Genomic DNA, 23,562 nt, shown 5'->3' on the forward strand with positions numbered 1-23,562 from the left:
CACCGTCATGAGTCTCACAACTCTCGTCCCGCTCGTCGGTATCGGCGACATCGTCGTCGGCCTCAGCCTCGGTAGCCGGCTGTTCCTCATCGCGGTGGGGCTCAGCCTGATCTTCGGGGTGCTCGGGGTGCTTAACTTCGCACACGGCGGGCTCTACATGCTCGGGGCGTACTTCGCGCTCGCGGTCACGACCAGTCTCGTCGACAACTTCTGGCTCGCGGTCGTCGTCGGCGCGCTCGGCGTCGGGGTCGTCGGCGCGCTTATCGAATTCGCCGCCATCCGGCCGCTGTACGGCCGGATCGAGAGCGAGCTCGACCAGCTCATCGTGACGTTCGGGTTCGTCCTCGTCATCCACGAGGCGGTACGGTTCGTCTGGGGGTCACAGTCCTACTCTATGGACCCGCCCGGGCTGTTCGATTTCTCCGTCTCGATCGGGGCGAGCACGTTCGGCGCGTACCGCTTGTTCGTCATTGGGATGGCGGTCGCCGTGATGGCGGGCCTTTGGCTGTTCATCACGCGGACGTACTTCGGCTCGCTGGTCAGGGGAACGTCTTCGGACCGTGAGATGGCGTCGATGCTCGGCGTCGACGTGCCGCGGCTGTACACTGCGGTGTTCTTCCTCGGGAGCGTGCTCGCCGGGTTGGGCGGGGCGCTCTCGGCACCGCTCCAGGCGACCAGTCCGGCGCTCGGGGACCAGGTCATCATCGACGCGTTCATCGTCGTCGTCATCGGCGGACTCGGGTCGATGACCGGCGCGTTCGTCGGCGCGATGATAATCGGGATCCTACAGAGCCTCGGCCCGCAGTTCATCTCCGCGGGCTCCATCGCCATCCCCTTCCTCGCGATGGTGATCGTCCTGCTGTTCAGGCCCGAGGGCCTCTTCGGGGGGATCGGCGAATGAGCGCCGACACGGAGTCGGCCGGTCGCGTCCGCGAGTTCGGGACGGCCGTCGCGGACGGCTGGACCCGGGAGCGGTTCGGCGTCCTGGCCGCGGTCGGAGCGATACTGCTTTCTTTCGGACCCAGCTTCCAGGTGTTCCTGTTCACGGAGTTCCTGATCATCGCGCTGTTCGCGCTCGGGTTCAACCTCCTGTATGGATACACCGGGCTGTTGTCGTTCGGTCACGGGATGTTCTACGCCGGCGGGGCGTACGGGCTCGCCATCGTGTTACGCGATCTCACCCCCTTCGTCGCCGACGTCGTCGGCGCGGGGCTCGCCCCGCTCGTCACGTTCGGTCTCGGAGCGTTCGCCGGCGTCGCGCTCGTGGTCGTCGTCGCGATCCCGGTGGGGTGGCTCTCCGTCCGGCTCGAGGAGATCTACTTCGCGTTGATCACTCTCGCGTTCGGGATGCTGGCGTTCTCGTTCATCATCCAGAACCCGGGGGGACTGACGAACGGCACCGACGGGATCATCATCCTGCTCGGTACCGTCGAGGTCGCCGGCATGGAGTTCCGCATCGGCGACCGCCGGCTGTACTACTTCCTGACGGTCGGCGTCGTCGCCACCGGGATCTACGCGGTGTGGCGGATCGTCAACTCCCCGTTCGGCACGGTGTGTAAGGCGATCCGCGAGAGCCCGGACCGTGCCGCCGCACTGGGGATCGACGTCACCCACCACCGGTGGATGACGTTCATCCTGTCGGCAGCGGTTGTCGCTGTCGCCGGCGTCTTGCGCGCCGGGCTCGCCAGCGTCGCGTCGCCGTACCTCTCACACTGGTCGACGAGCGCGATCGCGGTCGTCGCGACAGTCATCGGCGGGGCGACCTACTTCGCCGGGCCGATCGTCGGCGCGTTCGTCTACCTGTACGTCCGGTGGGGGATCAGCCGGTTCCCGGCGCTCGAAGCGCACTGGGAGCTGTTCTTCGGCGCGCTGCTGATCGGTATCGTGCTGTACTTCAAAGCCGGCGCGGTCGGCGGGCTCCTCCTGCTGCGTGACCGGTTCTTCGGTGATGACGGCGACGAGGGAAGCGGCGGGGACGGTGACGGCGGCGACGCGGTCGCCACCGACGGGGGTGAAACGGTTGCCACCGCTACCGACGGTACCGCCACCGACGGCACCGCAACCGGCGCTACCGCCACCGACGGCACTGCCACCGACGGTACCGCCACCGACGGCACCGCCACCGGCGCTACCGCCACCGACGCGGGCGTCGCGGACACCGACCGTACGACCGACGACCACCGAGGTGAGGGCTCGTGACGACCGTACTGAAAACGGAAGACCTACGAAAACAGTTCGGCGAACTGACTGCCGTCGACGACGTCTCGATCGAGATCGACGACGGCGATATCACCAGCATCATCGGCCCCAACGGGGCCGGAAAGACGACGTTCTATAACCTCCTGACGGGGGTGTTAGAGCCGACCGACGGCGCGATCTGGCTCCGGAAGGACGGGGAGCTCGCCGATATCACGGACGCGCCGCCACACGAGGTGGCGAACGCCGGGCTCTCGCGCTCCTACCAGATCACGAACGTCTTCGAGGGATTGACCGTCCGCGAGAACGTTCGGGTCGCGCGGATCAGCCACGAGAACCAGCGGCTCGACTTCCGGTCGCGCGCCGGCAGCGACGAGGCGCTGGAGGCGGACATCGAGGAGCTGCTGTCGCTGACGGGGTTGACGGGGATCGCCGACACGAAATGCGACACCCTCAGCCACGGGGAGAAACGGACCGTCGAGATCGCGTTGGCGCTCGCCATCGAACCGAGCGTGTTCCTGATGGACGAGCCGACTGCCGGAATGAATCCAACCGAAGTGACGGAGATCGTCTCGCTGATCCAGCAGCTCGACACGAACCTCGATGCGACGTTCGTCGTCACCGAACACAACATGGACGTCGTCACGGACATCTCGGACCGTATCGTGGTGCTCGCCGAGGGGGCGATCCTCGCGGACGGGGCGCCCGAAGACGTGTTGACGGACGAACGGGTCACCGAGGCCTACTTGGGGAGTGAAGCGGTATGAACGGCTCACGGAGCCACGAACGACAGGGGGGAGACACCACATGACGATACTCGCGGTCGACGACATCGACACGTACTACGGCAACAGCCACGTCCTCCACGGGATCTCCTTGGAGATCGACGAAGGGGAGGTCGTGACGCTGCTCGGACGAAACGGCGCGGGAAAGACGACGACGATGCGCTCGATCGTCGGCGCGTCGCCGCCGCGGCGCGGATCGATCACGTATCGCGGCGAGGAAATCGCCGGCCGTTCGCCGGACGCGATCAACGCGCTCGGCATCTCGCTCGTTCCCGAAGACCGTCGGGTGTTCCCCACGCTGAGCGTCCACGAGAACCTCACGCTGGCGCACAACCTGGCGGCCGACCCGCGGCCGGTCGCGGAGATGTACGAGCTGTTCCCGGCGCTCGACCCCTTACGCAAAAACAAGGGACGGAACCTCAGCGGCGGGGAACAACAGATGGTGTCGGTTGCCAGGGCGCTCGTCCAAGCACCGGACCTGCTGTTACTCGACGAACCGACCGAGGGGCTCGCGCCCGTCATCGTCGACGACCTCCGCGAGATCGTCCGGACCGTCGTCGAGGAGGAGGTCACGGTGCTGTTGACCGAACAGAACGTCGACTTCGCGTTCGACCTCGCCGAGCGCGGGTACATCATGGATACCGGCGAGATCGTCTTCGACGGCACGGTTGAGGAGATCCAGGCGCGCGAGGACCTCCTCGAGACGTACCTCTCGGTGGGGACGGCGGATGCCTGAGGAGCTCACCCTCCGGCCGTTCTTCTGGCGGGCGACGCGGCTGTTCCCGGAGCGGGAGGTCGTCGCCCGGACGCACGACGGGACCCATCGCTACACGTACGCGGCGTTCGGCGACCGTGTCAGGCGGCTGGCCGGCGCGCTCGCGGACCTCGGCGTCGACCGCGGCGACCGGGTCGGCACGCTCGGTTGGAACACCCACCGCCACTTCGAGGCGTACTACGCGGTTCCGCTGTCCGGCGCGCAGCTACACACGGTGAACTTCCGGCTGCAGGCGGACAACGTCGTACACATCATCAACGACGCGGCCGACGAGGTCCTGCTCGTCGAGCCCGACGTGGTCGGAACCGTCGACCGGATCTGGGACCGGCTCGAAAGCGTCCGTGAGGTCGTCGTGTTGGGCGAGACCGTCCCGGACACGGAACACGACCTCCCGATCCACGCCTCCGAGGCGCTGCTGACGGCGGCCGATCCCGTCGAGTCGTGGCCGGCGCTCTCGGAGGACGACCCCGCGGGGATGTGTTACACCTCGGGAACGACGGGAAAGCCGAAGGGCGTCGAGTACACCCACAAGATGATCTACGCCCACGCGCTGATGGTGATGACGCCGTCGGCGCTGGACATCGACGAGTCCGACGTGGTGATGCCGGTCGTGCCGATGTTCCACGTCAACTCGTGGGAGTTCCCGTACGCGGTGACGATGGCGGGCGCGAAGCAGGTGTATCCGGGGCCGTCGCCCGACCCCGAAGCGCTCGTCGACCTGATCGAGACCGAGGCGGTGACGCTCACCGCGGGGGTACCGACCGTCTGGATCGACGTGCTCGACTACCTCGACGAACACGGCGGCGACCTCTCCTCGCTCGAACGCATCGTCGTCGGCGGGAGCGCCGCCCCACGGGAGGTGATGCGCCGCTACGAGGCGGAACACGGCGTCACGATCGAACACGCGTGGGGGATGACGGAGACGATGAGCATCGGCTCGGTCTCTCGGCCGAAGTCGTCGATGGTCGATGTGGACGCCGAGCGGCGTCTCGACAAGCGGACCAAACAGGGCTTGCTCTCGCCCGGGCTGGAGATGCGCGTCGTCGACGATGCCGGCGACCCCGTCGCGTGGGACGGCGAGGCGTTCGGCGAGCTGCTCGTGCGCGGACCGACCGTCATCGATCGGTACTACAACCGACCGGACGCCGACGAGGCGGACTTCCTCGACCCCGACGACGGCGGCGGCCGCTGGCTTCGCACCGGCGACATCGCCACGGTCGACCCCGACGGGTACATCGAGATCGTCGACCGCGTCAAGGACGTGATCAAATCCGGCGGCGAGTGGATCTCCAGCATCGAGCTAGAGAACGCCCTGATCGCCCACGACGATGTCGCCGAGGCGGTCGTCGTCGCCGCGCCACACGACCGGTGGCAGGAACGGCCCCTCGCGTTCGTCGTCCCGAAGCCGGGACGCGAGCTCGACGTCGAGACGGTCCGGTCGTTCCTCGCCGAGGAGTTCCCGCGGTGGTGGCTCCCGGACGACGTCCGGCTCCGCGAGTCGATCCCGAAAACCGCCACGGGGAAGTTCGACAAGAAACGTCTGCGGGACGCGCTCGACGAGCCCGCCTTACCGTACGCGCCGGGTGCCGACGACGACGGGGGATCGGAATGATCGACGGCGCGCCGGGGACCGGTTCGGGTTCGGACTCGAACTCGGAGCCCAGTGCGGCGGCGATGGACATCGACCCGACGGCCGCGCTTCCGGACCTCTCCGGTCGCGTCGCGGTCGTCACCGGCGGCGGCCGCGGGATCGGCCGGGCGATCACGCTCGGGCTGGCGGCCGCGGGCGCGGACGTCGTCCCGTCCGCGCGCACCGCCGAGGAGGTCGTGTCGGTGGCGGCCGAGGCCCGCGAGCTGGGCGTCGACGCCCACGGGGTGACGGCCGACGTGACCGACGACGACGACGTGGCGGCGCTCGTCGAGACTACCGTCGCGGAGCTCGGATCGCTCGACGTCCTCGTGAACAACGCCGGGTTCAACCCGGACGACGCGCTCGGCGGCCCGGCGGACGTGGGGAGCGACGCCGTCGACACCGTGCTCGACGTGAACCTTCGCGGCGCGTTCCGAACGGTCCGGGCCGCCGGTCCACACCTCGTCGACGCCGGCGGCTGCGTCGTCAACGTCGCGAGCGTCGCGGGCGTGGTCGGACTCCCCAGACAACACCCGTACGTCGCCTCGAAACACGGGCTCGTCGGGCTGACGAAAAGCGCCGCGCTCGATTGGGCCCCGGACGTCCGAGTGAACGCGGTCGCGCCCGGCTACGTCGCGACCGACCTGACGGAGACGCTCCAGGAGAACGAGCGCCTGCGACAGTCGATCCTCGACAGGACGCCGCTCGACCGGTTCGCGGAGCCGATCGAGATCGCGGGGCCGGTCGCGTTCCTCGCCAGCGACGCGGCGAGCTTCGTCACCGGGGAGACGCTCGCCGCTGACGGCGGGTGGACCGCACGCTAGCGGCGATCATCGGCCGGCACGCAGATCGAGTCGGCTCCGTCGGCGTCTGAGAGGTGAAGCGATCGCCTTTAGAGACGGGTTGTTTCCCCGTTCACGTACGCCAGCGCCCGCTCGGCGAGCGCCGGGACGCGCGCCTCCATCTTCGGGTACAGCGGGTCGTCGCTGTCGCCGTTGTGATAGCGCGCGAGGAACATCTCGCCGAGCGCGGCCATCTTGTAGGCGGCGAGCGCTCGATAGAACCGCTCGTGTTCGAAGGTCCGCCCCGTCGTGGTTTCGTATCGCTCGACCAGCTCCATGCGCGTCGGGTACCCATCGCGAGCGGTGAACGTCGACATCAGGTCCGGCATCGCGGGCTCCGGGTCGCCCTCGTCGTACCAGAACAACAGCAGCCAGCCGAGGTCGGCGAGCGGGTCACCCAGCGTCGACAGCTCCCAGTCGAAGACGGCGACGATCTCCGGCGGCGTGCCGGGACCGTACATCACGTTGTCGAGCTTGAAATCGCCGTGGACGAGCGTCTCGTCGTGTTCGGTCGGGACGTTGTCCGCGAGCCACTCGCCCACCGCGACGATCTCGGGGACCTCGCGCACCGAGGCGGTCGTCTCGAAGGCCCACTCCAGCTGGGCGGTCCAGCGGTCGACCTGTCGTTCGGTGTAGCCGGTCGGTCGGCCGAACTCGGCGAGCCCGACCGTCTCGTAGTCGACCCCGTGGATCGCCGCGAGCGTGTCGACGAGCGCTCCGCCCGCCCGTCGTCTCGCTTCCGGAGTCCCGAAGCGGGCGGGTTCCTCCCCGCGGAGGACATCGCCGTTAGCACGTTCCATGAGGTAGAAGTCGCTACCGAGGACGGACGGGTCGTCACAGGAACGGAGGGTCTCCGGGACCGGGACGGACGTGTCGGCGAGCGCGGAGACGACGCGGTGTTCCCGGAGCACGTCGTGAGCGGTGTCCGCGGTCTCGCCCGGCGGTGGTCGCCGGACGACGAGCTCGCGGTCCCCCCAGGTGACGAACAGCGTCTCGTTGGAGTGACCCTCCGCGTGACGCTCGACGGAGAACGACTCCGCCGGGCCGAACTCCGCCTCCAGGTACGCCGCGAACGACTCGTCGTCCACGAGCCGATCGAGGTACTCCGCGTCGCTCATGACGCCCTCCAAAGACCGTGCGAGGCTGCTGAACGAGAACAAACGGTATTCCGGTTTTTGGATAACATTGTTAATCGACTCTGTCCTTATTCGTGGATACATGCCGGGGGATATATTGCTTTTGGCGGGAATCGCCGGAACTACTATTTACATTGCTAACTAACGCTCGGCCATGAAATACGACGATATCGGGCGGGGCCCGGAGATCGCCGAGGCAGTCCGATCGTTCATCGACGAGGCGGTCCTCCCGGTGGAGCGTGAACGGCTCGGCCGGGGCCGGATCCCCGAGACGGCGATCGAGTCCTTACGCGAGGAGGCACGCGACCGGGGGATCTACGCGCCACAAGTCGCCGAGGAGTTCGGGGGGCTTGGACTCGGGTTTCGGGAGATGCTCCCCGTGTTCGAGGAGGCCGGACGTAGCCTGCTCGGGCCGGCCGCGCTCCGCTGTGCCGCGCCGGACGAGGGGAACATGCACACCTTGGAGATCGCGGCGACTGACGACCAGAAGGAGCGGTGGCTCCGCCCGCTGGCCGCCGGGGAGATCGATTCCGGGTTCGCGATGACCGAGCCGATCCAGGGCGGCGGCTCGGACCCGAAGATGCTCGCGACGACCGCCGAGAAGGACGGCGACGAATGGGTCATAAACGGGCATAAATGGTGGACGACCGGGGGGGTCGAAGCCGACGTGTTCCTGACGTTCGCGCGAACCGACCAGGAGGCCCACCCGTACGCCGGCTGTTCCGTGATCCTCGTCCCCGCCGACACGGCCGGCGTCGAGGTCGTCCGGTCGATCCCGCACGTCGGCGAGCGACTCCTCGGGACTACACACGCCGAGGTCAGGTTCGACGACGTCCGCGTCCCCGTCGAGAACACGCTCGGCGAGGAGAACGAGGGGTTCACGCTCGTACAGAAGCGGCTCGGACCGGCCCGGCTCACTCACTGCATGCGGTACGCCGGAATGGCCGACCGCGCGCTCGACATCGCGACGGCGTACCTGACGGAGCGCGAGGCGTTCGGGGAGCCGCTCGCCGAGAAGCAGGGCCCCCGGTTCCGGATCGCGGACCGTCGGACGGAGCTGCACGCCGCCCGAACGATGGTCCGCCACGCGGCCGGGCGGATCGCGGCGGGGAGCGAGGCACGCATCGAGGTGGCGATGGCGAAAACGTTCGCGGCCAACGTCACACAGGAGGCTATCGACGACGCGCTCCAGTTCTGTGGCGGTAACGGGATCGCTCGCGACCTTCCCCTGTCGGCCTTCTACGAGAACGTCCGGCAGTTCCGGATCGTCGACGGCGCCGACGAGGTTCACCGCCGATCCATCGCACGGGACGCCTTCGACGACCCCCCGATGGAGGAGCTCGATCCGATCACGCGGTTCGGCGAGTTCGACTGACGGGTGTCACTCCTCGTCCGACTCCGCCTCGTGGAACACGTCGAACAGCTCCGGGTCCGTCCCGAACTTGAGCACGTTTGTCACCACCGAGTTGCGGAGGTTGTTGACGAGGTCGCCGTGTTCCTTGTAGAACTCGTGGATCCACTTCGACTCCTGTTCGCGGTCCTTGAACATCATGATGGTTTTCCACTGGTAGTCGCCGTCCGAGAGGAAGTACATGAACGTGTGCTTGCTGGAGCGGATATGCTCCAAGGCGTCGCGCCACCCGTCCTCGAACCCCTCGGGGTTGAACTGGAACTCGAACAGTGAAAAAAAGAGGTACTCCTCGTTGGGGACGAGCGCCTCGCGGAACACCTCCGCCTCCCGCATCCGTCGGATCGACTCGTTCACCGTCACGTGAGAGACGTCGATGTCGTGCTCCTCCGCGAGGAGATCTCGGAGCCCCCGGGAGGTGAGCTGCGGATCGCGGGCGAGCTCCTGGAGGATTATCGTGTCTCGTTCCGAGAGGTCCCAGTCTGGGATCGGCTGCTTTTCGGGCATTCGACGGTGTACGATCGACCGACACGGTAATCAGTATTGGGGCAACCCTCGGCGGCAACCCGTCGGTCTTTTACTCCCCTCGCGGCTAGAGAAGTGCGTGACGAATCCGGGTGACGACGACCGTGTCCGCTAACCGGAAGGGGGACCGCCGCGAGCGCGAGCTCGTCAACGCGCTCGACGACGCCGGGTTCGCGGTGATGCGCGCGCCGGCCAGCGGCGCGGCGACCGAGCGAGAGCTGCCGGACGTGCTCGCCGGGAACGGCGAGACGTTCTACGCGATCGAGGCGAAGTCCAGCGCCGGCGACCCGATCTACCTCTCCGGGGAGGAAGTGGAAGCCCTGCTGTTCTTCGCGCGGAACTTCGGCGCGAAGGCGCGGATCGCGGTCCGGTTCGACCGCGAGGACTGGTACTTCTTCCACCCCGGCGACCTCTACACGACCGACGCCGGCTCCTATCGAGTGAAGAAGGAAACCGCGCTCGCCGACGGGACGGACTTCCCCGAGTTCGTCGGCGAGACGGAGAAGGTGCGGTTAGACGAGATCGACACCGACCCCGACGAGGAACGCCGGGAGGTTCTGGAGGCGGTCCGTGACGGTCACATGCCGGTCGAGGACGCACTCGACGTGTTGTGATCGACTCGACCCCTCCGTCTACGGTCGGCTCTCCCACGGTCAGCCTTCCGGGCCGCTCGGCTCCGCGTCGCTGTCGGTCTCCGCCCGGACCAGCCGGGAGGCCGGAAACCCGTATCGCCTCGCGTCGTCGACCCCGTGTGTGGGCGTCAACGACTCGACGTACACCGCTTCGACGACCGGTTCGTGCGCGCCGTACGCGGCGTTCGTGGGGTACGACGCGACCGGCCGGCGCTCGTCGGTCAGGTACGCGTCGGCGCGGCGGTCGGTGACGTCGGTGACGACGAGGGGCGTGTCGGTCTCGCGGTCGCGGACGGCGTCGCCGCGCGCGAACCCGTGTCGCCCACACAGCTGTGGCCCGGCGGCGGTGAGCGGGACGAACGTCTCGACGCCACACACCGCACAGACGCCGACTCGCTCGTCGGGCGCGGGGAGCTCCCCTTCGGTCACGCCCATCGCGACCCGTCGGAGGTGTTTACACCGCGACCCGCGGATCTCGTGGTCCGGACACGAACACGTCCCGGTGTCGAGCCCGACGACGTACGTCCCACCGGCCGTATCCACGAGGTAGCGCCGGTCCCGAAGCGGATACACGGTCATCGGCTCGCGTCGTGCCCTCGCGGACCGGTCCTCCCGGTTACCACCCGTCCAGACGTCGTCGGTGGCGCCGCTGTCGCCGCCCGTGGCGTTCCCTCCCGACCCGTCCGTCCGGACCCGACCTCGTTCGGCCGGGGGGTGTGCGTCCGTTCGTGTCATACACTCGCGTGGATCACGCGTCACTCGCGGGCAGACACGTCAACCGCTTAAACTCTCGGGCGTGATCGACGTACCTGCCGATCCGGACTCCCGACGCCGAACCCCGTGCCGATGGCGTCCTTGCCGGTCGAAGCGCGTGCCATCGAAGTCCTTTTTTAGTGCCGCCGGGTAGCCGCGTGTATGGAAATCGATGCGGAGCTCCGTCGACAGATCGTCGTCTCCCTTCTCGCGGCGGCGGTCTTCCTCGCCGGGCTGGTCGCCATCGGCGTCACCTTCGACGGCTCCACGCTGCCGGAGGACGGCGCGGTCGCGCTGGTCGGGCTCCTCACCGGGTTCGTGTTGTTGATGGCACTCGTCGGCCTCTATCTCATGCGCAACGAGGACGCCGAGGCGTAGCCCGTCGAATCTCGACTGTTCCGCCGGTTAGCTGTTTTCGCTCCTCCCGGCCGGTTCGCCACCGGCCGGTCCGCGGCCGTCAGTTCGCGGTCGGATCCGGTTCCTCGCCGCTCGCTCGCTCGCCGCTCACCCGCTCGCTGCGTGACTCCCCGCCGCTCGGTTCGTCTTCATCGGTGTCGTCACCGTCGCCGTCCCCGATCCCGTGTTCGTCCCGCCAGTCGACCACCTCGTCGGCCTCCTCGACCCGGGTCTCGTAGTACGACAGCGGGTCGGGGGCGACGCGCATGTGGTCGTCCTCGTTGTGACAGATCCCGTAGTTCGCGAGCGTCTCGCACGTCGGCGGGGGGTACTGCGTGCCGCGGTCGTCCCGCAGGTACTCCGTCTGGTACCGGATCCCCTCCGCGTCCAGGCTGGTGTCCGCACAGAACGCGACCACCTCGTCCGGCGTCATCCCGATCCCGACGAGAAACGCCATCAGGGCGAACGACTCCGGGGCGGTGAGCGTCACGTCGCGCTCCGCTTTCTCGATCAGGTTCGTCATACACGGCGGGAACAGCGCCGGTGCGACGACGTCGATCGGGCCCGTGTACGTCCGCTCCGAGAGCAGCCGTTTGAGCTCGGCCACACGCGACTCTAAGTCGGCGGCGATCCCCTCGTCGGCGTCCAGCTCGAACGGGAGCCCCTCGCGGACGCGGGCCTCGATGGCCGTCCCGAGTACCTCCAACAGCTCCTCCCGGGAGACGCGAACCGCGCCGTCGGCGAGCGCACGGTTGACGAGCCGCCACGACGCTCCCCACGACGGGGACGTGAACCGGAGGTACGGCCCGACGGCGACCCAGTAGTGGCTCGGATCCCGACTGCCGCGGGCGGGCTCGGCGCGCACGTCGTCCCCGAGGCCGAACTCGTCGAGTGCGTCGTCGAGGCCGACCCTCGGCGTCGGGGTCGACCGCAGTCCGTCGTCGGCGTCGAGGTCCGCCCGCAGCCGGTCGAGCGCGGTCGCGGCCTCGGCGGCCGCGTACTTCTCGATGGCGGGCTCGGAGTCGAGCAGCGAGACGAGGATCCGCGCGATGGGGTACGAGAGGAGCTCCGACCGGATCTCAACCCGTCCGTCCGTACCGGTGAACGCGCCGCCTTCGGGCTCGACGGTCCCTTCAAGAAGCGCGCGTTCGACGCGCTCACGAGCCCGCTCGACCGCGGGGGCGTCCTCGGCGACGAGCGTCGGCAGCGACGCCGACGCGCCGGCAACGGCTTCGCGGGCCCCCTCGAAGAACGGGTACTTGGCGTGGAGCGCGTCCATGTCCGCTCCGTGGTTGTGGGGGGCGGCGAATAAGCGGTGCGGTACACGGTCGGTCGGCCGTGTCCCGTTCCCTCCCACACCCGGTTCCGTCTCCGCCCGGTTCCGTCCGCGTCCGGTTCCGTCCGCGCCCGGTTCCGTCCGCGTCCGGTTCCGTCCGCGCCCGGTTCCGTCTCCGCCCGGTTCCGTCCGCGCCGCCTCAGTCCTCGGTCTCCTCGACCGCCGCGCCGGGGGCGTTCGCCTTGACGCTCCGGAGGCCGGTCGTCGCGTTGCGTTTGGACGCGTACCCCTGTCCGCCGTCGGCGATGATGTTCCCGTTGTCGTGGACGAGCCGCCACCGCCACTTCCCGGCGTTGTCCTCGAACAGCTCGAACGTCGCGTCGCTGCCCCCCGTTTCGGGCACGCCCTCGTCTTTCTCCGTGTCGACGACGTGTGCGCCCGGCGCGTTCCGCTTCACGCTGTCGAGCCCGTTCCGCGCGTCGCGTTTCTCCGAGTAGCCTTCGCCGCCGTCGGCGATGATGTTCCCGTTGTCGTGGACGAGCCGCCACCGCCACTGCTCGGCGCTGTCCTCGTACAGCTCGAAGGCGGCCTTGCTCGCGGCGGCGTCCGCGTCGACCTCGCCGTCCGCCTCGTCGAACTCCATCGACAGGTCGAGGCTCACCGTGCCGTCCTCGCGTTCGACCTCCACCTCGAACGCGGGTTCGTCGCCGGGGTCGACGGTCACCGTGCCGGCGTCGTCGACGGGTGCGGGCTCGCCGCGACCGAACGCGTTTGCGAGCCGGCGGAAGTACGTGGCCAACGCCTGTCGGGTTCGGGACCCCTCGGACTCGTGGATCGTCTCTTCGGGCATGCGTCGGGAGCTCGCTGCGAGCACACAAAACCCTATGCCCGAACCGGTGTGGCGGGCGGCTGCGGCGCGATGAGGGGCCAATCACTGCCGCCGAACGGCCTTTATATACTGATCCGTCGCGGCCGGACCCGAACGGCCTTTATATACTGATCCGTCGCGGCCGGACCCGAACGGCCCTTATATACCGATCCGTCGCGGCCGGACCCGAACGGCCTTTATATACTGATCCGTCGCGGCCGGGCCCGAACTCCCGTATCAGCCGATCCGCCACGTCCACCCCGAGCGACCCTTATAAGCCGGCTCGCCGTGACGGGTCGTACATGACCGCGTCACGCGCGCCGGCGGACCCGACGGTCCGCGAGTTCGAGGCGACCGTCGAACGCGTCGACGACCGGGAGGTCGTCCTCGACGAGACGTACTTCTACCCGGCCTCCGGCGGCCAGCCCGCCGACCGGGGCACGCTCGGCGGGGTACTGCTAGCGGACGTCCGCGACCGCGACGGGGAGGTCGTCCACGTCCTCGCGGACCCGCCAGGGTTCGCCGTCGGCGACGCGGTCGGCGGTGTCGTCGACGACGAGTTCCGCACCTACTGCACCCGCGCACACACGGCGTCACACGTCCTCTACGGCGCCGCACGGCGGATCACGGACGAGCTCGGCTACGCCGGGTTCGACGTCTCGCCGGAGAAGGTCCGCGTCGACCTCACGACAGCCGAGCCGCTCGACGACGCGGACCTCGTCGAGCTCGAACGCCTCTCGAACCGCGCGGTGTGGGAGTCCCGTCCGGTGTCGTGGGAGACGCTCCCCGAGGCGGAAGCCCGCGCGCTCGACGGTATCGCGTTCAACGACAAGACGGAGGAGGGCGCGATGAGCGGCCACGAGGACGTGCGGGTCGTCACCGTCGAGGGCTGGGACGTGGCAGCCTGTGGCGGCACCCACGTCGCGAACACCGCCGAGATCGGGCCGATCGCGGCGCTGGACCGCTCGAACCCGGGAGAGGGTGTCACTCGCGTCGAGTTCGCCGTCGGCCCGACCGCGATCGACCGGACCGCCGACGTTCACACCGCCGCGCTGGAGGCGGCGGCGACCCTCGATACGAACGTCGACGGGCTCGCCGACTCGGTCGACCGGCTCGTCGAGGAGGCCGACCGGCTTGAGGCGGAGCTCCGTGACACGCGAGTGACGCTGCTTCGCTCGCGGCTCGCGGCGCTGCCGACGGTCCACGTCGACGGAACGACGTGGGCCGTCGGGACCGTTGCCGACGCCGAGCCGAACGACCTGCGCGAACCGGCGACCGCGGTCGTCTCCGACGACGAGGAGGGTTCGGACGCGCTCGCGGCGATCGGGACCGGACCGGCTCCGTTCGTCGTCGTGGCCGCCGCGCCGGATGCCGGCGTCGACGCCGGCGAGGTCGTCGACGCGGTGACCGACGCGTTCGGCGGCGGCGGCGGTGGCGGGCCGACGTTCGCGCAGGGCGGCGGGCTCGACGCCGACCCCGCGGCCGTCGTCGCGTGGTTCCGCGAGCGATAACGGTGATCCAGCCCCCGACGCGGCGGCGTTTGGGAGGAAACCGCCGCCTCGCCGATCGCTCATCTTTTTCCCTGCGGGATCGAACTCGACGGTATGACTGGCGCACGCGTCGGCTCGGCACTCACCGACGAACAGGCGGCGATCCGCGACCTCGTCCGGGAGTTCGCGGTCGAGGAGGTCCGGCCGATCGCCCGCGAGGCGGACGCGGAGGCGTCGTTCCCCGAGGACGTCTGGGACGGGCTCGCGGAGCTCGGGCTGACCGGCCTCACGGTCCCCGAGGCGTACGGCGGGTTCGACGCCGACGAGACGACATACGCGGTCGTCAACGAGGAGCTCGCCTACGGGACGCTCGCCGTCGCCACCGCGCTCTCCGTTCACTGTCTCGCGACCTCCTGTATCGCGGCGTTCGGCACGGAGGACCAGCAGGAGCGGTGGCTACCCGAGATGGTCGACGGCCGCCCAGTCGGGACGTTCTGTCTCTCCGAGCCCCACGCCGGGTCGAACCCCGCGGCGATGTCGACGACGGCCGAGTACGACCCCGACGCCGACGAGTACGTGCTCAACGGCGAGAAACAGTGGATCACCAACGGCGACCGCGGCGGGGTCGCCATCGTCTTCGCGAAGGTCGACGCCGACGATCCCGGCTCGATCACGCAGTTCCTCGTCCCGATGGACACGCCGGGGTTCGCCGTCGGCCCCAAAGAGGAGAAACTGGGACTGCGCGCTTCAGACACCACGTCCGTCTCCTTCGATGACTGCCGGATCCCCGGCGAGAACCGGCTGACCGAGGAAGGGCGTGGGCTCTCGGCCGCCTTCCGGATCCTCACGGGCGGCCGGATCGGCATCGCCGCTCAGGCGGTCGGGCTCGCCCAGGCGGCGTTCGACGAGGCGAAGTCGTACGCCTTCGAGCGTGAGCAGTTCGACCGACCGATCGGCGAGATCCAGGCGATCCGCCACAAGTTCGCCGAGATGGCGACCGACATCTCCGCGTCGCGGCTGCTCGTCCGGGAGGCCTGCCGTCAGGCGGAGGCGGGCGAGGACAACCGGATGATGGCCTCGAAGGCGAAGTACACGGCGAGCGAGACGGCGATGTCCGTCACCAACGAGGCGGTCCAGATCCACGGCGGCTACGGCTACGTCAGCGAGTTCGACGTGGAGCGGTTCTATCGCGACGCGAAGATCACGGAGATCTACGAGGGGACGACGGAGATCCAGAAGAAGATCATCGCCCGCGGCGTCCTGGGTGACGAATGACCGACCGGCCGTCCGGTGCCGACGCTCCCACTGGGGCCGACGCTTCCGCCGATGCCGACGCCCCTACCGGAGCAGATCGACTCTCCGGGCCCGACGCGTTCGCCGCGGCCGATGCGGTCGTGTACGACCTCGACGGAACGCTCCTCGAACTCGTCGTCGACTGGGACCGCGTCGCCGACGATGTCGCCGCCGCCTACGCGGAACACGCGCTGATCCCGCCCACGGAGGACCTCTGGAAGTTGCTGGACGCGGCCGAGGAGTACGGGATCGGTGCCGAGGTCGAGGCGGCGATCGCGGACCACGAACGGGCCGGCGCGGCCCGCTCCCGACTCCTCCCGCTTGGTGAGCGGCTCCTGTCGGGCGCGGACACCCGCCCCGCGGCGGTTTGTTCGCTCAACTGTGAAGCGGCGTGTCACATCGCGCTCGAGGAACACGGGCTCGTCGAGACGGTCGACGCCGTCGTCGGCCGCGACACCGTCGAGACCCACAAACCCGAACCGGAGTCGTTGCTGGCGGCGATCGACGCCATCGACGCCGAGCCGGATCGCGCCGTCTTCGTCGGGGACTCCGCGAGCGACGCGGTGACTGCCGACCGGGCGGGCGTCGCGTTCGTCTCGGTCGCCGACGCGCTCGCTTCCGACGATATATAAGTCGTCGTGACTCCGTCGGGATCCGCGACCGGTGGCGTCGACATCCGATGTGAGCGCCCCAGACGCCTGCTGACAACGTGGTATACAACCGATCGGAAGCGGCGACGTTCCCTTTTAAGCACTGTTCCAGCGACTCCACCGCTGGCCGGGGATTTATAAGGAGAGTCGCCGTCGATCCGCGATCAACCGCTTATACTCGAGTGGTCGAGACGTTAGATGGAGTCGCCACTACTGTTTCATCGGTGCTTCGAGGGAGGGATCGGCATTGAGGATCGTAGTCAGGGTCGGTTGCGTTCGATCGAATTTCTCCGTCGGGTCCACGAGTTGGAGCTCCGAATCATAGGTTATGAGCCCTGCTGAGACCAACTTCGGGAGGTGGACATGATATAACGAGAGACGGATCTCCGCTAGTTCATCATCCGACGTCTCCGTAAGCGGCGTCTGCTGCTCGTGGGTGATGATGACCTCCGTAAGGTCGTCGAGCGTTAGTGACTGCTGTTCCCCTGTGAGTGCCCCAAGCACGATCCGCCGGTGCTGGTTTCGACACAGGTCGAGTACCGAATCGAAGGCGAGAGAGTCGACGCTCATTACGCTATTACAGTCGACCGATCACAATCACAGTGACTTTTTCATGCACAAACCGACTTTACGTTCCTACCTAGGGCCGAGCTGTAAGGGCGGAGAGCGTGTTCCCGAGGACACGCTTGATCCCCCCTCGGAGGCGGGAGCCGACGGCCTGTTGTGAGATACCGAGTTCTTCGCCGAGGGCTTCCAACGTGACCTCGCGGGGGGACTCGAAGTACCCGCGCTCGTAGGCGAGCACGAGCGCCTCTTGTTGCGTGTCAGTGAGGACCGCTTCGGTTCCCGACGTAACCGGCGTAAGCGCGTGCAACTCCGTCAACGTGACCGGGATGTCCAGCGCTCGACAGCGTTCCTGAAAGGCAGCGATGTCGCTTCGATCGTCACCGCGGATCTCGAACCGCCACTCGTTGGTGGTACCGGTAGCCTCGATCAGCGGGACCCCTGTCTCCGCCAGGACGGTTAGCACGTCGTTGTAGTCCAATACCCACTCGACCCGTAACAGGTACTCGTCCCCGACGGAGTCAACGAGCCGAATGTCGTCCACGCCTGGATGCTCGGTGAACGCACTCTCGATGTCTTTGGCTTCGGTTCCCCGAACCCAAAAATAGGGGATCACCACGTTCTGTGCGGGGATAAGTCGCTCCAGCGTGACCGTCACGTTCGGTAGTTGGTGGAACACTGTCCCTAAGGGGAACTGGTCTGACGGAACCGTGAACGTTGCCTCGGTAGCCATACCCGAACTGATGCCGGCTGTCGGGAAAGGATTGCTGCCGAGACGACCGCTGATGAGCTGTTCGAGGTAGCGTCCAGACGCACAGTGGCCGCGCGCCTCGGATCCGACACGTCGCTCCCGTCGACCCCAGTAAACGAGGCCACCCCGCCCCGTCCGTCAGTCGTCGTTCCCGATCTGCTCGTCGTTCCCGATCTGCTCGTCGTCGCCGATCGTCGCGTCGTCGCCGATCGTCGCGTCGTCGGTCTCGCTCGCCTCGACGCGTTTCGCGTACAGCGCGACGACGACTGCGGTGACGAACCAGATCGGTGCGCCCACGCGGATCGCGAAGGCGGCCCTCGCGCCCCACGAGTCGAGCGTGACGAACGCGGAGAGCACGGCGACGACGGGAGCCCCGACGAGGATGGTGACGACGAACGTCGTCTGCATCACCCAGCCGTAGTCGACTCCCTCGATCTCTGCCTCCTCGACGGGTTGCACGCCAAACGCTCGGTAGCGCACGGACTAATCGATGGCGGTCGCCGCGTGGGCCGAGTCGCCGACCCTTCTCTCTCGACCACTGGCGGGCCCGCTCCCCGCCGGAACGCCCTTCCGGATCCCCCGATTTTAACGCGTCGGGCGACCAGCTCGGATCGATGACCACGACGCGGGGACTGCGGGACCGCGAGGAACCGATCACGATGCTCACCGCCTACGACGCCCCCACGGCGGGGATCGTCGACGAGGCCGGGATCGATGTCGTCCTCGTCGGCGATAGCATGGGGAACGCCGCGCTCGGCTACGACTCGACGCTGCCGGTGACGATGGCGGATGTCCGCTCCCGGACCGCGGCGGTCGCCCGCGCGGTCGACGACGCGCTCGTCGTGGCCGACATGCCGTTCCTCTCGTTCGGCGTCGACGAGGCCGACTCCGTCCGGAACGCGGGCGCGTTTTTAAAGGAAGCCGACGCCGACGCCGTCAAGATCGAGAGCGGTCCACACACGGTCGAAACCACCCGCCGGATGACCGACGTGGGGATCCCCGTGATGGCCCACCTCGGGCTCACTCCCCAACACGTCAACCGTCTGGGCGGCTACTCGCGACAGGGGACCGACCAGGACGCGGCCGAAGAGATCATCGAGCTGGCGGGCGCACACGCGGACGCGGGAGCGTTCTCGCTCGTGTTGGAACACGTCCCGGCGAACCTCGCGGCGGCGGTGACCGAGGCGCTCTCGATCCCGACGATCGGTATCGGCGCGGGCCCGGACACCGACGGACAGGTCCTCGTTATCAACGATGTCGTCGGCCTCGGCGACTGGTCGCCACCCTTCTCCGAACAGTTCGGGGACGTCCGCGGCGAGATGCGGCGGGCGGTCGCCGAGTACAAAACCGCGGTCGAGACTGGAGCGTTCCCCGCGGAGGAGCACACGCACGTCGAGGAGTCGCTCGAAGACCTGTACTGAGACCGCGTCGGCCGGCAGTGGACTGTCGATCGTCAGCGACCGAGGTGCGTGATGTCCCGCCGAAGCGAGTAGCCGCGCGGGACCCCGACCGCGCTCAGGCAGGCCTCACACAGCACCCGTTCGTAATCCCGGTTCGTGTCCTTCTCGAGCAACGACACCGACTCCAGCGGAAAAATCGACTCACATCGGGCACACTCGGCTTTGTCGCCATCGACGATCTTCATCTCTCACGGGGAGTTCCCGGCTGCGGTATAAAAACGCGCGGGCGGCGTTATCACTGGTCGAGAAACGGGTTCGAAAGAAATCGAGGTGCGGATCGTGCGTCGTCGAGGGGTCGGGCGTCGACCTCTCAGCCGAAGAGCTCGCCGAGCCCTTCGCCGCCGTCGCCTTCGTCCTCGTCGTCGTCCTCCTCCTCCTCGGCGGCGTCGGCTTCGTCGGCCTCGTCGTCGGCTTCGTCGGCCTCGTCGCCCCCGTCGTCGGAGCCGCCCGCGGCGGCACCCGCGGCGGGCGCGGCGGCGGCCGTCTCGATGGCCTCCTCGATGTCGACGTCCTCCAGCGCGGCGACGAGCGCCTTGACGCGGGATTCCTCGACGTCGACGCCGGCGGCTTCCAGCACGCCGGTGATGTTGTCCTCGTTGATCTCTTCGCCAGTCTCGTTCAGGATGAGTGCAGCGTAAACGTATTCCATTGGTGTGTCCTCGTAGTGTTAGCCGAACATCGCGCCGAGGCCTTCGCCGCCGTCGTCGCCGTCGTCGTCGTCGGCGTCGTCGTCGGCCGTCTCGGCGTCGTCCGTCTCCGCGGTGTCTTCGTCGGCCTGTTCCTCCTCGTCGGCGTCGTCCGTCTCCGGAGCCGGGGCGGCTTCGACGCCCTGCAGCTCCTCGGGGAGCGCCTCCTCGTCGTCGATCTGTGCCGCGAGCGCACGCAGCTGGGCGTCGGCCTTCCCGATGAGGTCGGGCACGACGTCCGGGCTCTCGATCTCCGCGAACAGCCCGACCGACTTCGCCTCGCCGGACGCCTTCGCGAGAAGGGTACCGGCGGTGGCGGCCGTCGGGTAGGCGGCGTTGACGGAGAGGTTGCGGGCGGCGGCCGCGGCGGACTGGACGTCCGCGCGGTACTCGTCGACGTCGATGGCGAGCTCGTCGGGCTCGAACAGCACGCCGTCGGAGTAGACGCCCTTCAGGTCGAGGCCGACCTCCTTCGGCTCGATGCCGAGCTCGGTCAGGACGTTCGCGAGGTCGTCGTCGACGACCTCACCCTCCTCGAGCACCTTCGAGTCCTCGGTGACCTTGATCGAGCCGTCCATGATCCGGGCGGACGCGCCGACCGTCTGGAGCTCGCCGACGAACGGCCCCGGATCGACGCCCGTGTCACCCTCGGGGATGACGACGTCGTTGGGGGCCACCTCGCCCGCGTTGATCGGGGCGGGGGTCTTCGAGGCTTCCAGCTGCTTGTAGAGGCCGAAGGGGTTGTCGTTGGTGCCGATGAGCGCCACCTGTCCTTCGACGTAGCCGGTGAGCTGTTCGACGCCCTCGTTCACTTCCTCGAGCGCGCGGATCGTGAGCGTGTTGCGGCTCATCCGCACGTCCGCGGAGCCGTGGAGCTCCCGGCGCATGGCCTGGAGCTGGCGGCTGGGGATGCCGGCGACGCCGACGATCCCGACGGAGTTGAACGACTCGACGAACTCGACGAGCTCGTCCACCTCCTCGCGTTTCCACTCGGGGATCGTCTCGGTCTTCCGGACGGTGCTCATACGGGCACCTCCTTGGCGGGACCCATCGTGGTTTTCACGTAGATCCCGTCGATGTTGAGCGGTCCCTTCTCGAGGTTCGCTTCGAGTCGGCGGATGATGACGTCGATGTTGTCCGAGATCGCCTCGGCGCCCATGTCCTCCGCGCCGACGCGCGTGTGGAACGTGCGTCGGTCACGGGATCGGAGCTGCACCGTGTTCTTCATCCGGTTGACTGTGTCGACGACGTCGTCGTCCGGCTGTAGTGGGGTAGGCATCTTCCCGCGCGGACCGAGGACGGTACCGAGGTACCGACCGATGTCCTGCATCAGGTTGGCCTCGGCGACGAAGAAGTCGGTTTCGCCGGCCAGGTCCTTTGCGCGGTCGTCGTCGTCTCCGAGATCCTCCAGATCGTCGCTGTCAAGCACTTGATCAGCGACGTCGGCGGCGCGGACGGCGGTTTCGCCCTCCGCGAAGACGACGATCTGTGTCTCCTGCCCCGTTCCAGCCGGCAGCACGACGGACTCGTCGACGCGATTCGACGGATCGTTGAGGTCGAGGTCTCGCAGGTTGATCGCGATGTCCACCGTCTCGCGGAAGTTCCGCTCAGGGGCCTCATCGAGTGCGAGGGTTACGGCCTCTTGTATTGTGTCTGCCATTTTCACCTCCGTAGTACGCAGGTCGCTCCTACGGGTCAGTGAAACAGGCGAAGCCTGTCTCATCGGAGAGTGGCTCATGAGACGCTTAAAACCGTCGAAGCCCCCCTGTCCATGTGAGATGGGGACACGCGACTCCCTGAGGATTCGACGTCCGTCGAATGTGATATCGTCGCATAGGGGAACCCTTTTGACCGCGCTTTCCGATCCACCGGATAATGACGCAGGGTGGTCCGGCGTGACGATGGAGGACCGCATCGACGATCTCCGCGACCGGCGCGAACGCGCCGCGAAAGGCGGCGGCGAGGAGCGGATCCAGTCCCAACACGACAAAGGGAAGATGACCGCGCGCGAGCGGATCGACTACTTCCTCGACGACGGGACGTTCCACGAGTTCGACCGGTTTCGGACCCACCGGAACCACACCTTCGGGATGGAAGAACAGCAGATCCCAGGCGACGGCGTGGTGACCGGCTACGGCGAGGTGAACGGCCGGAAGACGTTCGTCTTCGCGCACGACTTCACCGTCTTCGGCGGCTCGCTCGGCGAGGTGTTCGCCGAGAAAGTGTGTAAGGTGATGGACAAGGCGATGGACGTCGGCGCGCCCGTCGTCGGCCTCAACGACTCCGCCGGCGCGCGGATCCAGGAAGGGGTCGCCTCGCTCGGCGGGTTCGCCGAGATCTTCCGCCGGAACACGGAGGCGTCGGGCGTTATTCCACAGATATCGGCGATCATGGGCCCCTGTGCCGGCGGCGCGGTGTACTCGCCGGCGATCACGGACTTCACGTTCATGGTGAAAGACACCTCCCACATGTTCATCACCGGGCCGGACGTCATCGAGACGGTCACCGGCGAGGAGGTGAGCTTCGAGGAGCTCGGCGGCGCGGTCACCCACACCTCGACCTCCGGCGTCGCCCACTTCGCCGAGGAGAGCGAGGAGCAAGCGTTAGACGACATCGCTCGGCTCCTCTCGTATCTCCCCGCGAACAACGTGGAGGACCCGCCGCGGGTCGAGCCGTGGGACGACCCCGAGCGCGCGGACGACGACCTCGCCGAGATCGTCCCGAACGCGCCTCGCAAGCCGTACGACATGCACGCCGTCATCGAGGGCGTCGTCGACGAGGGGTCCTTCTTCGAGGTCCAAGAGAACTTCGCGAAGAACATCGTGATCGGGTTCGCGCGGCTCGACGGCCACTCGATCGGCGTGGTCGCAAACAACCCCCGCGTGAACGCGGGCACGCTCGACATCGAGTCGAGCCAGAAGGGCGCGCGGTTCGTCCGGTTCTGTGACGCGTTCAACGTCCCCATCCTCACCTTCGAGGACGTGCCCGGGTTCATGCCCGGGACGGACCAGGAGCACAACGGGATCATCCGCCACGGCGCGAAGCTGCTGTACGCCTTCTCGGAGGCGACCGTTCCCCTCCTCACCGTCATCACCCGAAAGGCGTACGGCGGGGCGTACTGCGTGATGTCCTCGAAACACATCGGCGGCGACGTGAACTACGCCTGGCCGACCGCCGAGATCGCGGTGATGGGGCCGAAAGGGGCGGTGAACGTGCTCTACCGCGAGGAGCTCGCCGAGGCCGACGACCCGGACGCCCGGAGACAGGAGCTCATCGACGAGTACCGCGACGAGTTCGCGAACCCGTACACCGCCGCCGACCGCGGGTTCATCGACGACGTCATCGAGCCCGCCGAGACCCGGGCCCGCCTCGTCGACGACCTGACGATGCTGAAGGGGAAACGCTCGGACCAGCCCGACAAGAAACACGGCAACATCCCGATCTGA

Annotated in this window: 26 protein-coding genes; 14 read left to right on the forward strand and 12 right to left on the reverse strand. The window is 67.9% G+C overall.

What is annotated here, in order from left to right; all coding sequences use genetic code 11:
- Window positions 1–7 precede the first annotated feature (7 nt).
- The 6 genes from ACZ5TV_RS08810 to ACZ5TV_RS08835 all read left to right on the forward strand — a co-directional run bounded on the left by ACZ5TV_RS08810 (window position 8) and on the right by ACZ5TV_RS08835 (window position 6,210).
- Complete coding sequence (locus ACZ5TV_RS08810) at window positions 8–901, forward strand: branched-chain amino acid ABC transporter permease (RefSeq protein ID WP_379779268.1); 894 nt, start codon at window positions 8–10, stop codon at window positions 899–901.
- Window positions 898–2,199 carry a branched-chain amino acid ABC transporter permease gene (locus tag ACZ5TV_RS08815; protein WP_464383709.1) on the forward strand — a complete coding sequence of 434 codons (1,302 nt, stop codon included), beginning with the start codon at window positions 898–900 and terminating at the stop codon, window positions 2,197–2,199. The genes ACZ5TV_RS08810 and ACZ5TV_RS08815 overlap by 4 nt, the downstream gene beginning before the upstream one ends.
- On the forward strand, window positions 2,196–2,963 hold the full coding sequence (locus ACZ5TV_RS08820) for an ABC transporter ATP-binding protein (RefSeq protein WP_379779264.1): 768 nt from the start codon (window positions 2,196–2,198) through the stop codon (window positions 2,961–2,963). Before ACZ5TV_RS08815 ends, ACZ5TV_RS08820 begins: the two co-directional genes overlap by 4 nt.
- 40 nt (window positions 2,964–3,003) lie before the next feature.
- Window positions 3,004–3,717 (forward strand): ABC transporter ATP-binding protein, encoded by a 714-nt coding sequence (locus tag ACZ5TV_RS08825; RefSeq protein WP_379779262.1) that lies wholly within the window; start codon window positions 3,004–3,006, stop codon window positions 3,715–3,717.
- Window positions 3,710–5,368: a long-chain fatty acid--CoA ligase gene (locus ACZ5TV_RS08830; protein ID WP_464383710.1), complete on the forward strand. Its 1,659-nt coding sequence runs from the start codon at window positions 3,710–3,712 to the stop codon at window positions 5,366–5,368. Before ACZ5TV_RS08825 ends, ACZ5TV_RS08830 begins: the two co-directional genes overlap by 8 nt.
- Window positions 5,369–5,430: 62 nt before the next feature.
- Complete coding sequence (locus ACZ5TV_RS08835) at window positions 5,431–6,210, forward strand: SDR family NAD(P)-dependent oxidoreductase (protein WP_464384336.1); 780 nt, start codon at window positions 5,431–5,433, stop codon at window positions 6,208–6,210.
- 68 nt (window positions 6,211–6,278) lie between these two features.
- Here the strand turns inward: ACZ5TV_RS08835 and ACZ5TV_RS08840 are convergent, their stop codons facing one another.
- Entirely contained in the window at window positions 6,279–7,346 is a 1,068-nt protein-coding gene (locus ACZ5TV_RS08840) for a phosphotransferase family protein (protein WP_379782405.1), read from the reverse strand.
- 172 nt (window positions 7,347–7,518) lie between these two features.
- Between ACZ5TV_RS08840 and ACZ5TV_RS08845 the strand changes: the two genes are divergently transcribed.
- On the forward strand, window positions 7,519–8,739 hold the full coding sequence (locus tag ACZ5TV_RS08845; protein WP_379782403.1) for an acyl-CoA dehydrogenase family protein: 1,221 nt from the start codon (window positions 7,519–7,521) through the stop codon (window positions 8,737–8,739).
- A 6-nt stretch (window positions 8,740–8,745) separates the two neighbouring features.
- Here ACZ5TV_RS08845 and ACZ5TV_RS08850 read toward each other — a convergent pair whose 3' ends face one another.
- Window positions 8,746–9,279 (reverse strand): winged helix-turn-helix domain-containing protein, encoded by a 534-nt coding sequence (locus ACZ5TV_RS08850; protein WP_379782401.1) that lies wholly within the window; start codon window positions 9,277–9,279, stop codon window positions 8,746–8,748.
- A gap of 110 nt (window positions 9,280–9,389) precedes the next feature.
- On the opposite strand from ACZ5TV_RS08850, the gene hjc reads away from it, so the two are divergent.
- Window positions 9,390–9,911: a Holliday junction resolvase Hjc gene (hjc, locus tag ACZ5TV_RS08855; protein ID WP_379782399.1), complete on the forward strand. Its 522-nt coding sequence runs from the start codon at window positions 9,390–9,392 to the stop codon at window positions 9,909–9,911.
- Between the two features lie 39 nt (window positions 9,912–9,950).
- Here the strand turns inward: hjc and ACZ5TV_RS08860 are convergent, their stop codons facing one another.
- A complete protein-coding gene (locus ACZ5TV_RS08860) occupies window positions 9,951–10,664 on the reverse strand; it encodes an SWIM zinc finger family protein (RefSeq protein WP_464383711.1) in 714 nt (237 codons plus the stop codon).
- A gap of 180 nt (window positions 10,665–10,844) precedes the next feature.
- On the opposite strand from ACZ5TV_RS08860, the gene ACZ5TV_RS08865 reads away from it, so the two are divergent.
- The gene (locus ACZ5TV_RS08865) at window positions 10,845–11,060 is read left to right on the forward strand and encodes a DUF7472 family protein (RefSeq protein ID WP_379783597.1); all 216 of its coding nucleotides are present in this window, start codon (window positions 10,845–10,847) and stop codon (window positions 11,058–11,060) included.
- A 79-nt stretch (window positions 11,061–11,139) separates the two neighbouring features.
- Here ACZ5TV_RS08865 and ACZ5TV_RS08870 read toward each other — a convergent pair whose 3' ends face one another.
- Both ACZ5TV_RS08870 and ACZ5TV_RS08875 read right to left on the reverse strand, forming a co-directional pair.
- Window positions 11,140–12,357 carry a DNA primase gene (locus ACZ5TV_RS08870; protein ID WP_464383712.1) on the reverse strand — a complete coding sequence of 406 codons (1,218 nt, stop codon included), beginning with the start codon at window positions 12,355–12,357 and terminating at the stop codon, window positions 11,140–11,142.
- Window positions 12,358–12,553: 196 nt separating this feature from the next.
- The gene (locus ACZ5TV_RS08875; RefSeq protein WP_464383713.1) at window positions 12,554–13,204 is read right to left on the reverse strand and encodes an HVO_2922 family protein; all 651 of its coding nucleotides are present in this window, start codon (window positions 13,202–13,204) and stop codon (window positions 12,554–12,556) included.
- A 320-nt stretch (window positions 13,205–13,524) separates the two neighbouring features.
- Here ACZ5TV_RS08875 and ACZ5TV_RS08880 point away from each other — a divergent pair, with 320 nt between their 5' ends.
- The 3 genes from ACZ5TV_RS08880 (at window position 13,525) to ACZ5TV_RS08890 (ending at window position 16,637) form a co-directional block, all read left to right on the forward strand.
- A complete protein-coding gene (locus tag ACZ5TV_RS08880; protein WP_464383714.1) occupies window positions 13,525–14,733 on the forward strand; it encodes an alanyl-tRNA editing protein in 1,209 nt (402 codons plus the stop codon).
- Window positions 14,734–14,826: 93 nt separating this feature from the next.
- Complete coding sequence (locus ACZ5TV_RS08885; RefSeq protein ID WP_379782067.1) at window positions 14,827–15,987, forward strand: acyl-CoA dehydrogenase family protein; 1,161 nt, start codon at window positions 14,827–14,829, stop codon at window positions 15,985–15,987.
- The gene (locus ACZ5TV_RS08890; protein WP_379782065.1) at window positions 15,984–16,637 is read left to right on the forward strand and encodes an HAD family hydrolase; all 654 of its coding nucleotides are present in this window, start codon (window positions 15,984–15,986) and stop codon (window positions 16,635–16,637) included. The genes ACZ5TV_RS08885 and ACZ5TV_RS08890 overlap by 4 nt, the downstream gene beginning before the upstream one ends.
- Window positions 16,638–16,865: 228 nt before the next feature.
- Here ACZ5TV_RS08890 and ACZ5TV_RS08895 read toward each other — a convergent pair whose 3' ends face one another.
- From ACZ5TV_RS08895 to ACZ5TV_RS08905, 3 genes are all read right to left on the reverse strand, one after another.
- Window positions 16,866–17,225 carry a DUF7344 domain-containing protein gene (locus ACZ5TV_RS08895; protein WP_379782063.1) on the reverse strand — a complete coding sequence of 120 codons (360 nt, stop codon included), beginning with the start codon at window positions 17,223–17,225 and terminating at the stop codon, window positions 16,866–16,868.
- A 70-nt stretch (window positions 17,226–17,295) separates the two neighbouring features.
- Window positions 17,296–17,952 (reverse strand): helix-turn-helix domain-containing protein, encoded by a 657-nt coding sequence (locus ACZ5TV_RS08900; RefSeq protein ID WP_379782061.1) that lies wholly within the window; start codon window positions 17,950–17,952, stop codon window positions 17,296–17,298.
- Between the two features lie 156 nt (window positions 17,953–18,108).
- Window positions 18,109–18,429: a DUF5822 domain-containing protein gene (locus ACZ5TV_RS08905; protein ID WP_379782059.1), complete on the reverse strand. Its 321-nt coding sequence runs from the start codon at window positions 18,427–18,429 to the stop codon at window positions 18,109–18,111.
- A gap of 155 nt (window positions 18,430–18,584) precedes the next feature.
- On the opposite strand from ACZ5TV_RS08905, the gene panB reads away from it, so the two are divergent.
- A complete protein-coding gene (gene panB / locus ACZ5TV_RS08910; protein WP_379782057.1) occupies window positions 18,585–19,391 on the forward strand; it encodes a 3-methyl-2-oxobutanoate hydroxymethyltransferase in 807 nt (268 codons plus the stop codon).
- Window positions 19,392–19,423: 32 nt separating this feature from the next.
- On the opposite strand, the gene ACZ5TV_RS08915 is transcribed toward panB, so the two are convergent.
- The 4 genes from ACZ5TV_RS08915 to ACZ5TV_RS08930 form a co-directional block, all read right to left on the reverse strand.
- Window positions 19,424–19,615, reverse strand: coding sequence for a hypothetical protein (locus tag ACZ5TV_RS08915; RefSeq protein WP_379782055.1), 192 nt, complete (start codon window positions 19,613–19,615; stop codon window positions 19,424–19,426).
- 125 nt (window positions 19,616–19,740) lie between these two features.
- Window positions 19,741–20,079, reverse strand: a complete 339-nt coding sequence (gene rpl12p / locus ACZ5TV_RS08920; protein ID WP_464383715.1) for a 50S ribosomal protein P1 — start codon at window positions 20,077–20,079, stop codon at window positions 19,741–19,743.
- A gap of 18 nt (window positions 20,080–20,097) precedes the next feature.
- Window positions 20,098–21,141, reverse strand: coding sequence for a 50S ribosomal protein L10 (locus tag ACZ5TV_RS08925; protein WP_379782704.1), 1,044 nt, complete (start codon window positions 21,139–21,141; stop codon window positions 20,098–20,100).
- Entirely contained in the window at window positions 21,138–21,776 is a 639-nt protein-coding gene (locus ACZ5TV_RS08930) for a 50S ribosomal protein L1 (protein WP_379782701.1), read from the reverse strand. The genes ACZ5TV_RS08925 and ACZ5TV_RS08930 overlap by 4 nt, the downstream gene beginning before the upstream one ends.
- Before the next feature lie 241 nt (window positions 21,777–22,017).
- On the opposite strand from ACZ5TV_RS08930, the gene ACZ5TV_RS08935 reads away from it, so the two are divergent.
- Window positions 22,018–23,562, forward strand: a complete 1,545-nt coding sequence (locus ACZ5TV_RS08935; RefSeq protein ID WP_379782698.1) for an acyl-CoA carboxylase subunit beta — start codon at window positions 22,018–22,020, stop codon at window positions 23,560–23,562.

The organism is Halorubrum tibetense (genome assembly GCF_055396225.1).

What these genes read in the sequence shown, in the direction of transcription:
- ACZ5TV_RS08810 (WP_379779268.1), top strand. Translation starts at nt 8, where the DNA reads ATGAGTCTCACAACTCTCGTCCCGCTCGTCGGTATCGGCGACATCGTC.
- ACZ5TV_RS08815 (WP_464383709.1), top strand. Translation starts at nt 898, where the DNA reads ATGAGCGCCGACACGGAGTCGGCCGGTCGCGTCCGCGAGTTCGGGACG.
- ACZ5TV_RS08825 (WP_379779262.1), top strand. Translation starts at nt 3,004, where the DNA reads ATGACGATACTCGCGGTCGACGACATCGACACGTACTACGGCAACAGC.
- ACZ5TV_RS08830 (WP_464383710.1), top strand. Translation starts at nt 3,710, where the DNA reads ATGCCTGAGGAGCTCACCCTCCGGCCGTTCTTCTGGCGGGCGACGCGG.
- ACZ5TV_RS08835 (WP_464384336.1), top strand. Translation starts at nt 5,431, where the DNA reads ATGGACATCGACCCGACGGCCGCGCTTCCGGACCTCTCCGGTCGCGTC.
- ACZ5TV_RS08840 (WP_379782405.1), bottom strand. Translation starts at nt 7,346, where the DNA reads ATGAGCGACGCGGAGTACCTCGATCGGCTCGTGGACGACGAGTCGTTC.
- ACZ5TV_RS08845 (WP_379782403.1), top strand. Translation starts at nt 7,519, where the DNA reads ATGAAATACGACGATATCGGGCGGGGCCCGGAGATCGCCGAGGCAGTC.
- ACZ5TV_RS08850 (WP_379782401.1), bottom strand. Translation starts at nt 9,279, where the DNA reads ATGCCCGAAAAGCAGCCGATCCCAGACTGGGACCTCTCGGAACGAGAC.
- ACZ5TV_RS08860 (WP_464383711.1), bottom strand. Translation starts at nt 10,664, where the DNA reads ATGACACGAACGGACGCACACCCCCCGGCCGAACGAGGTCGGGTCCGG.
- ACZ5TV_RS08865 (WP_379783597.1), top strand. Translation starts at nt 10,845, where the DNA reads ATGGAAATCGATGCGGAGCTCCGTCGACAGATCGTCGTCTCCCTTCTC.
- ACZ5TV_RS08870 (WP_464383712.1), bottom strand. Translation starts at nt 12,357, where the DNA reads ATGGACGCGCTCCACGCCAAGTACCCGTTCTTCGAGGGGGCCCGCGAA.
- ACZ5TV_RS08875 (WP_464383713.1), bottom strand. Translation starts at nt 13,204, where the DNA reads ATGCCCGAAGAGACGATCCACGAGTCCGAGGGGTCCCGAACCCGACAG.
- ACZ5TV_RS08880 (WP_464383714.1), top strand. Translation starts at nt 13,525, where the DNA reads ATGACCGCGTCACGCGCGCCGGCGGACCCGACGGTCCGCGAGTTCGAG.
- ACZ5TV_RS08885 (WP_379782067.1), top strand. Translation starts at nt 14,827, where the DNA reads ATGACTGGCGCACGCGTCGGCTCGGCACTCACCGACGAACAGGCGGCG.
- ACZ5TV_RS08890 (WP_379782065.1), top strand. Translation starts at nt 15,984, where the DNA reads ATGACCGACCGGCCGTCCGGTGCCGACGCTCCCACTGGGGCCGACGCT.
- ACZ5TV_RS08895 (WP_379782063.1), bottom strand. Translation starts at nt 17,225, where the DNA reads ATGAGCGTCGACTCTCTCGCCTTCGATTCGGTACTCGACCTGTGTCGA.
- ACZ5TV_RS08900 (WP_379782061.1), bottom strand. Translation starts at nt 17,952, where the DNA reads ATGGCTACCGAGGCAACGTTCACGGTTCCGTCAGACCAGTTCCCCTTA.
- panB (WP_379782057.1), top strand. Translation starts at nt 18,585, where the DNA reads ATGACCACGACGCGGGGACTGCGGGACCGCGAGGAACCGATCACGATG.
- ACZ5TV_RS08915 (WP_379782055.1), bottom strand. Translation starts at nt 19,615, where the DNA reads ATGAAGATCGTCGATGGCGACAAAGCCGAGTGTGCCCGATGTGAGTCG.
- rpl12p (WP_464383715.1), bottom strand. Translation starts at nt 20,079, where the DNA reads ATGGAATACGTTTACGCTGCACTCATCCTGAACGAGACTGGCGAAGAG.
- ACZ5TV_RS08925 (WP_379782704.1), bottom strand. Translation starts at nt 21,141, where the DNA reads ATGAGCACCGTCCGGAAGACCGAGACGATCCCCGAGTGGAAACGCGAG.
- ACZ5TV_RS08930 (WP_379782701.1), bottom strand. Translation starts at nt 21,776, where the DNA reads ATGGCAGACACAATACAAGAGGCCGTAACCCTCGCACTCGATGAGGCC.
- ACZ5TV_RS08935 (WP_379782698.1), top strand. Translation starts at nt 22,018, where the DNA reads ATGGAGGACCGCATCGACGATCTCCGCGACCGGCGCGAACGCGCCGCG.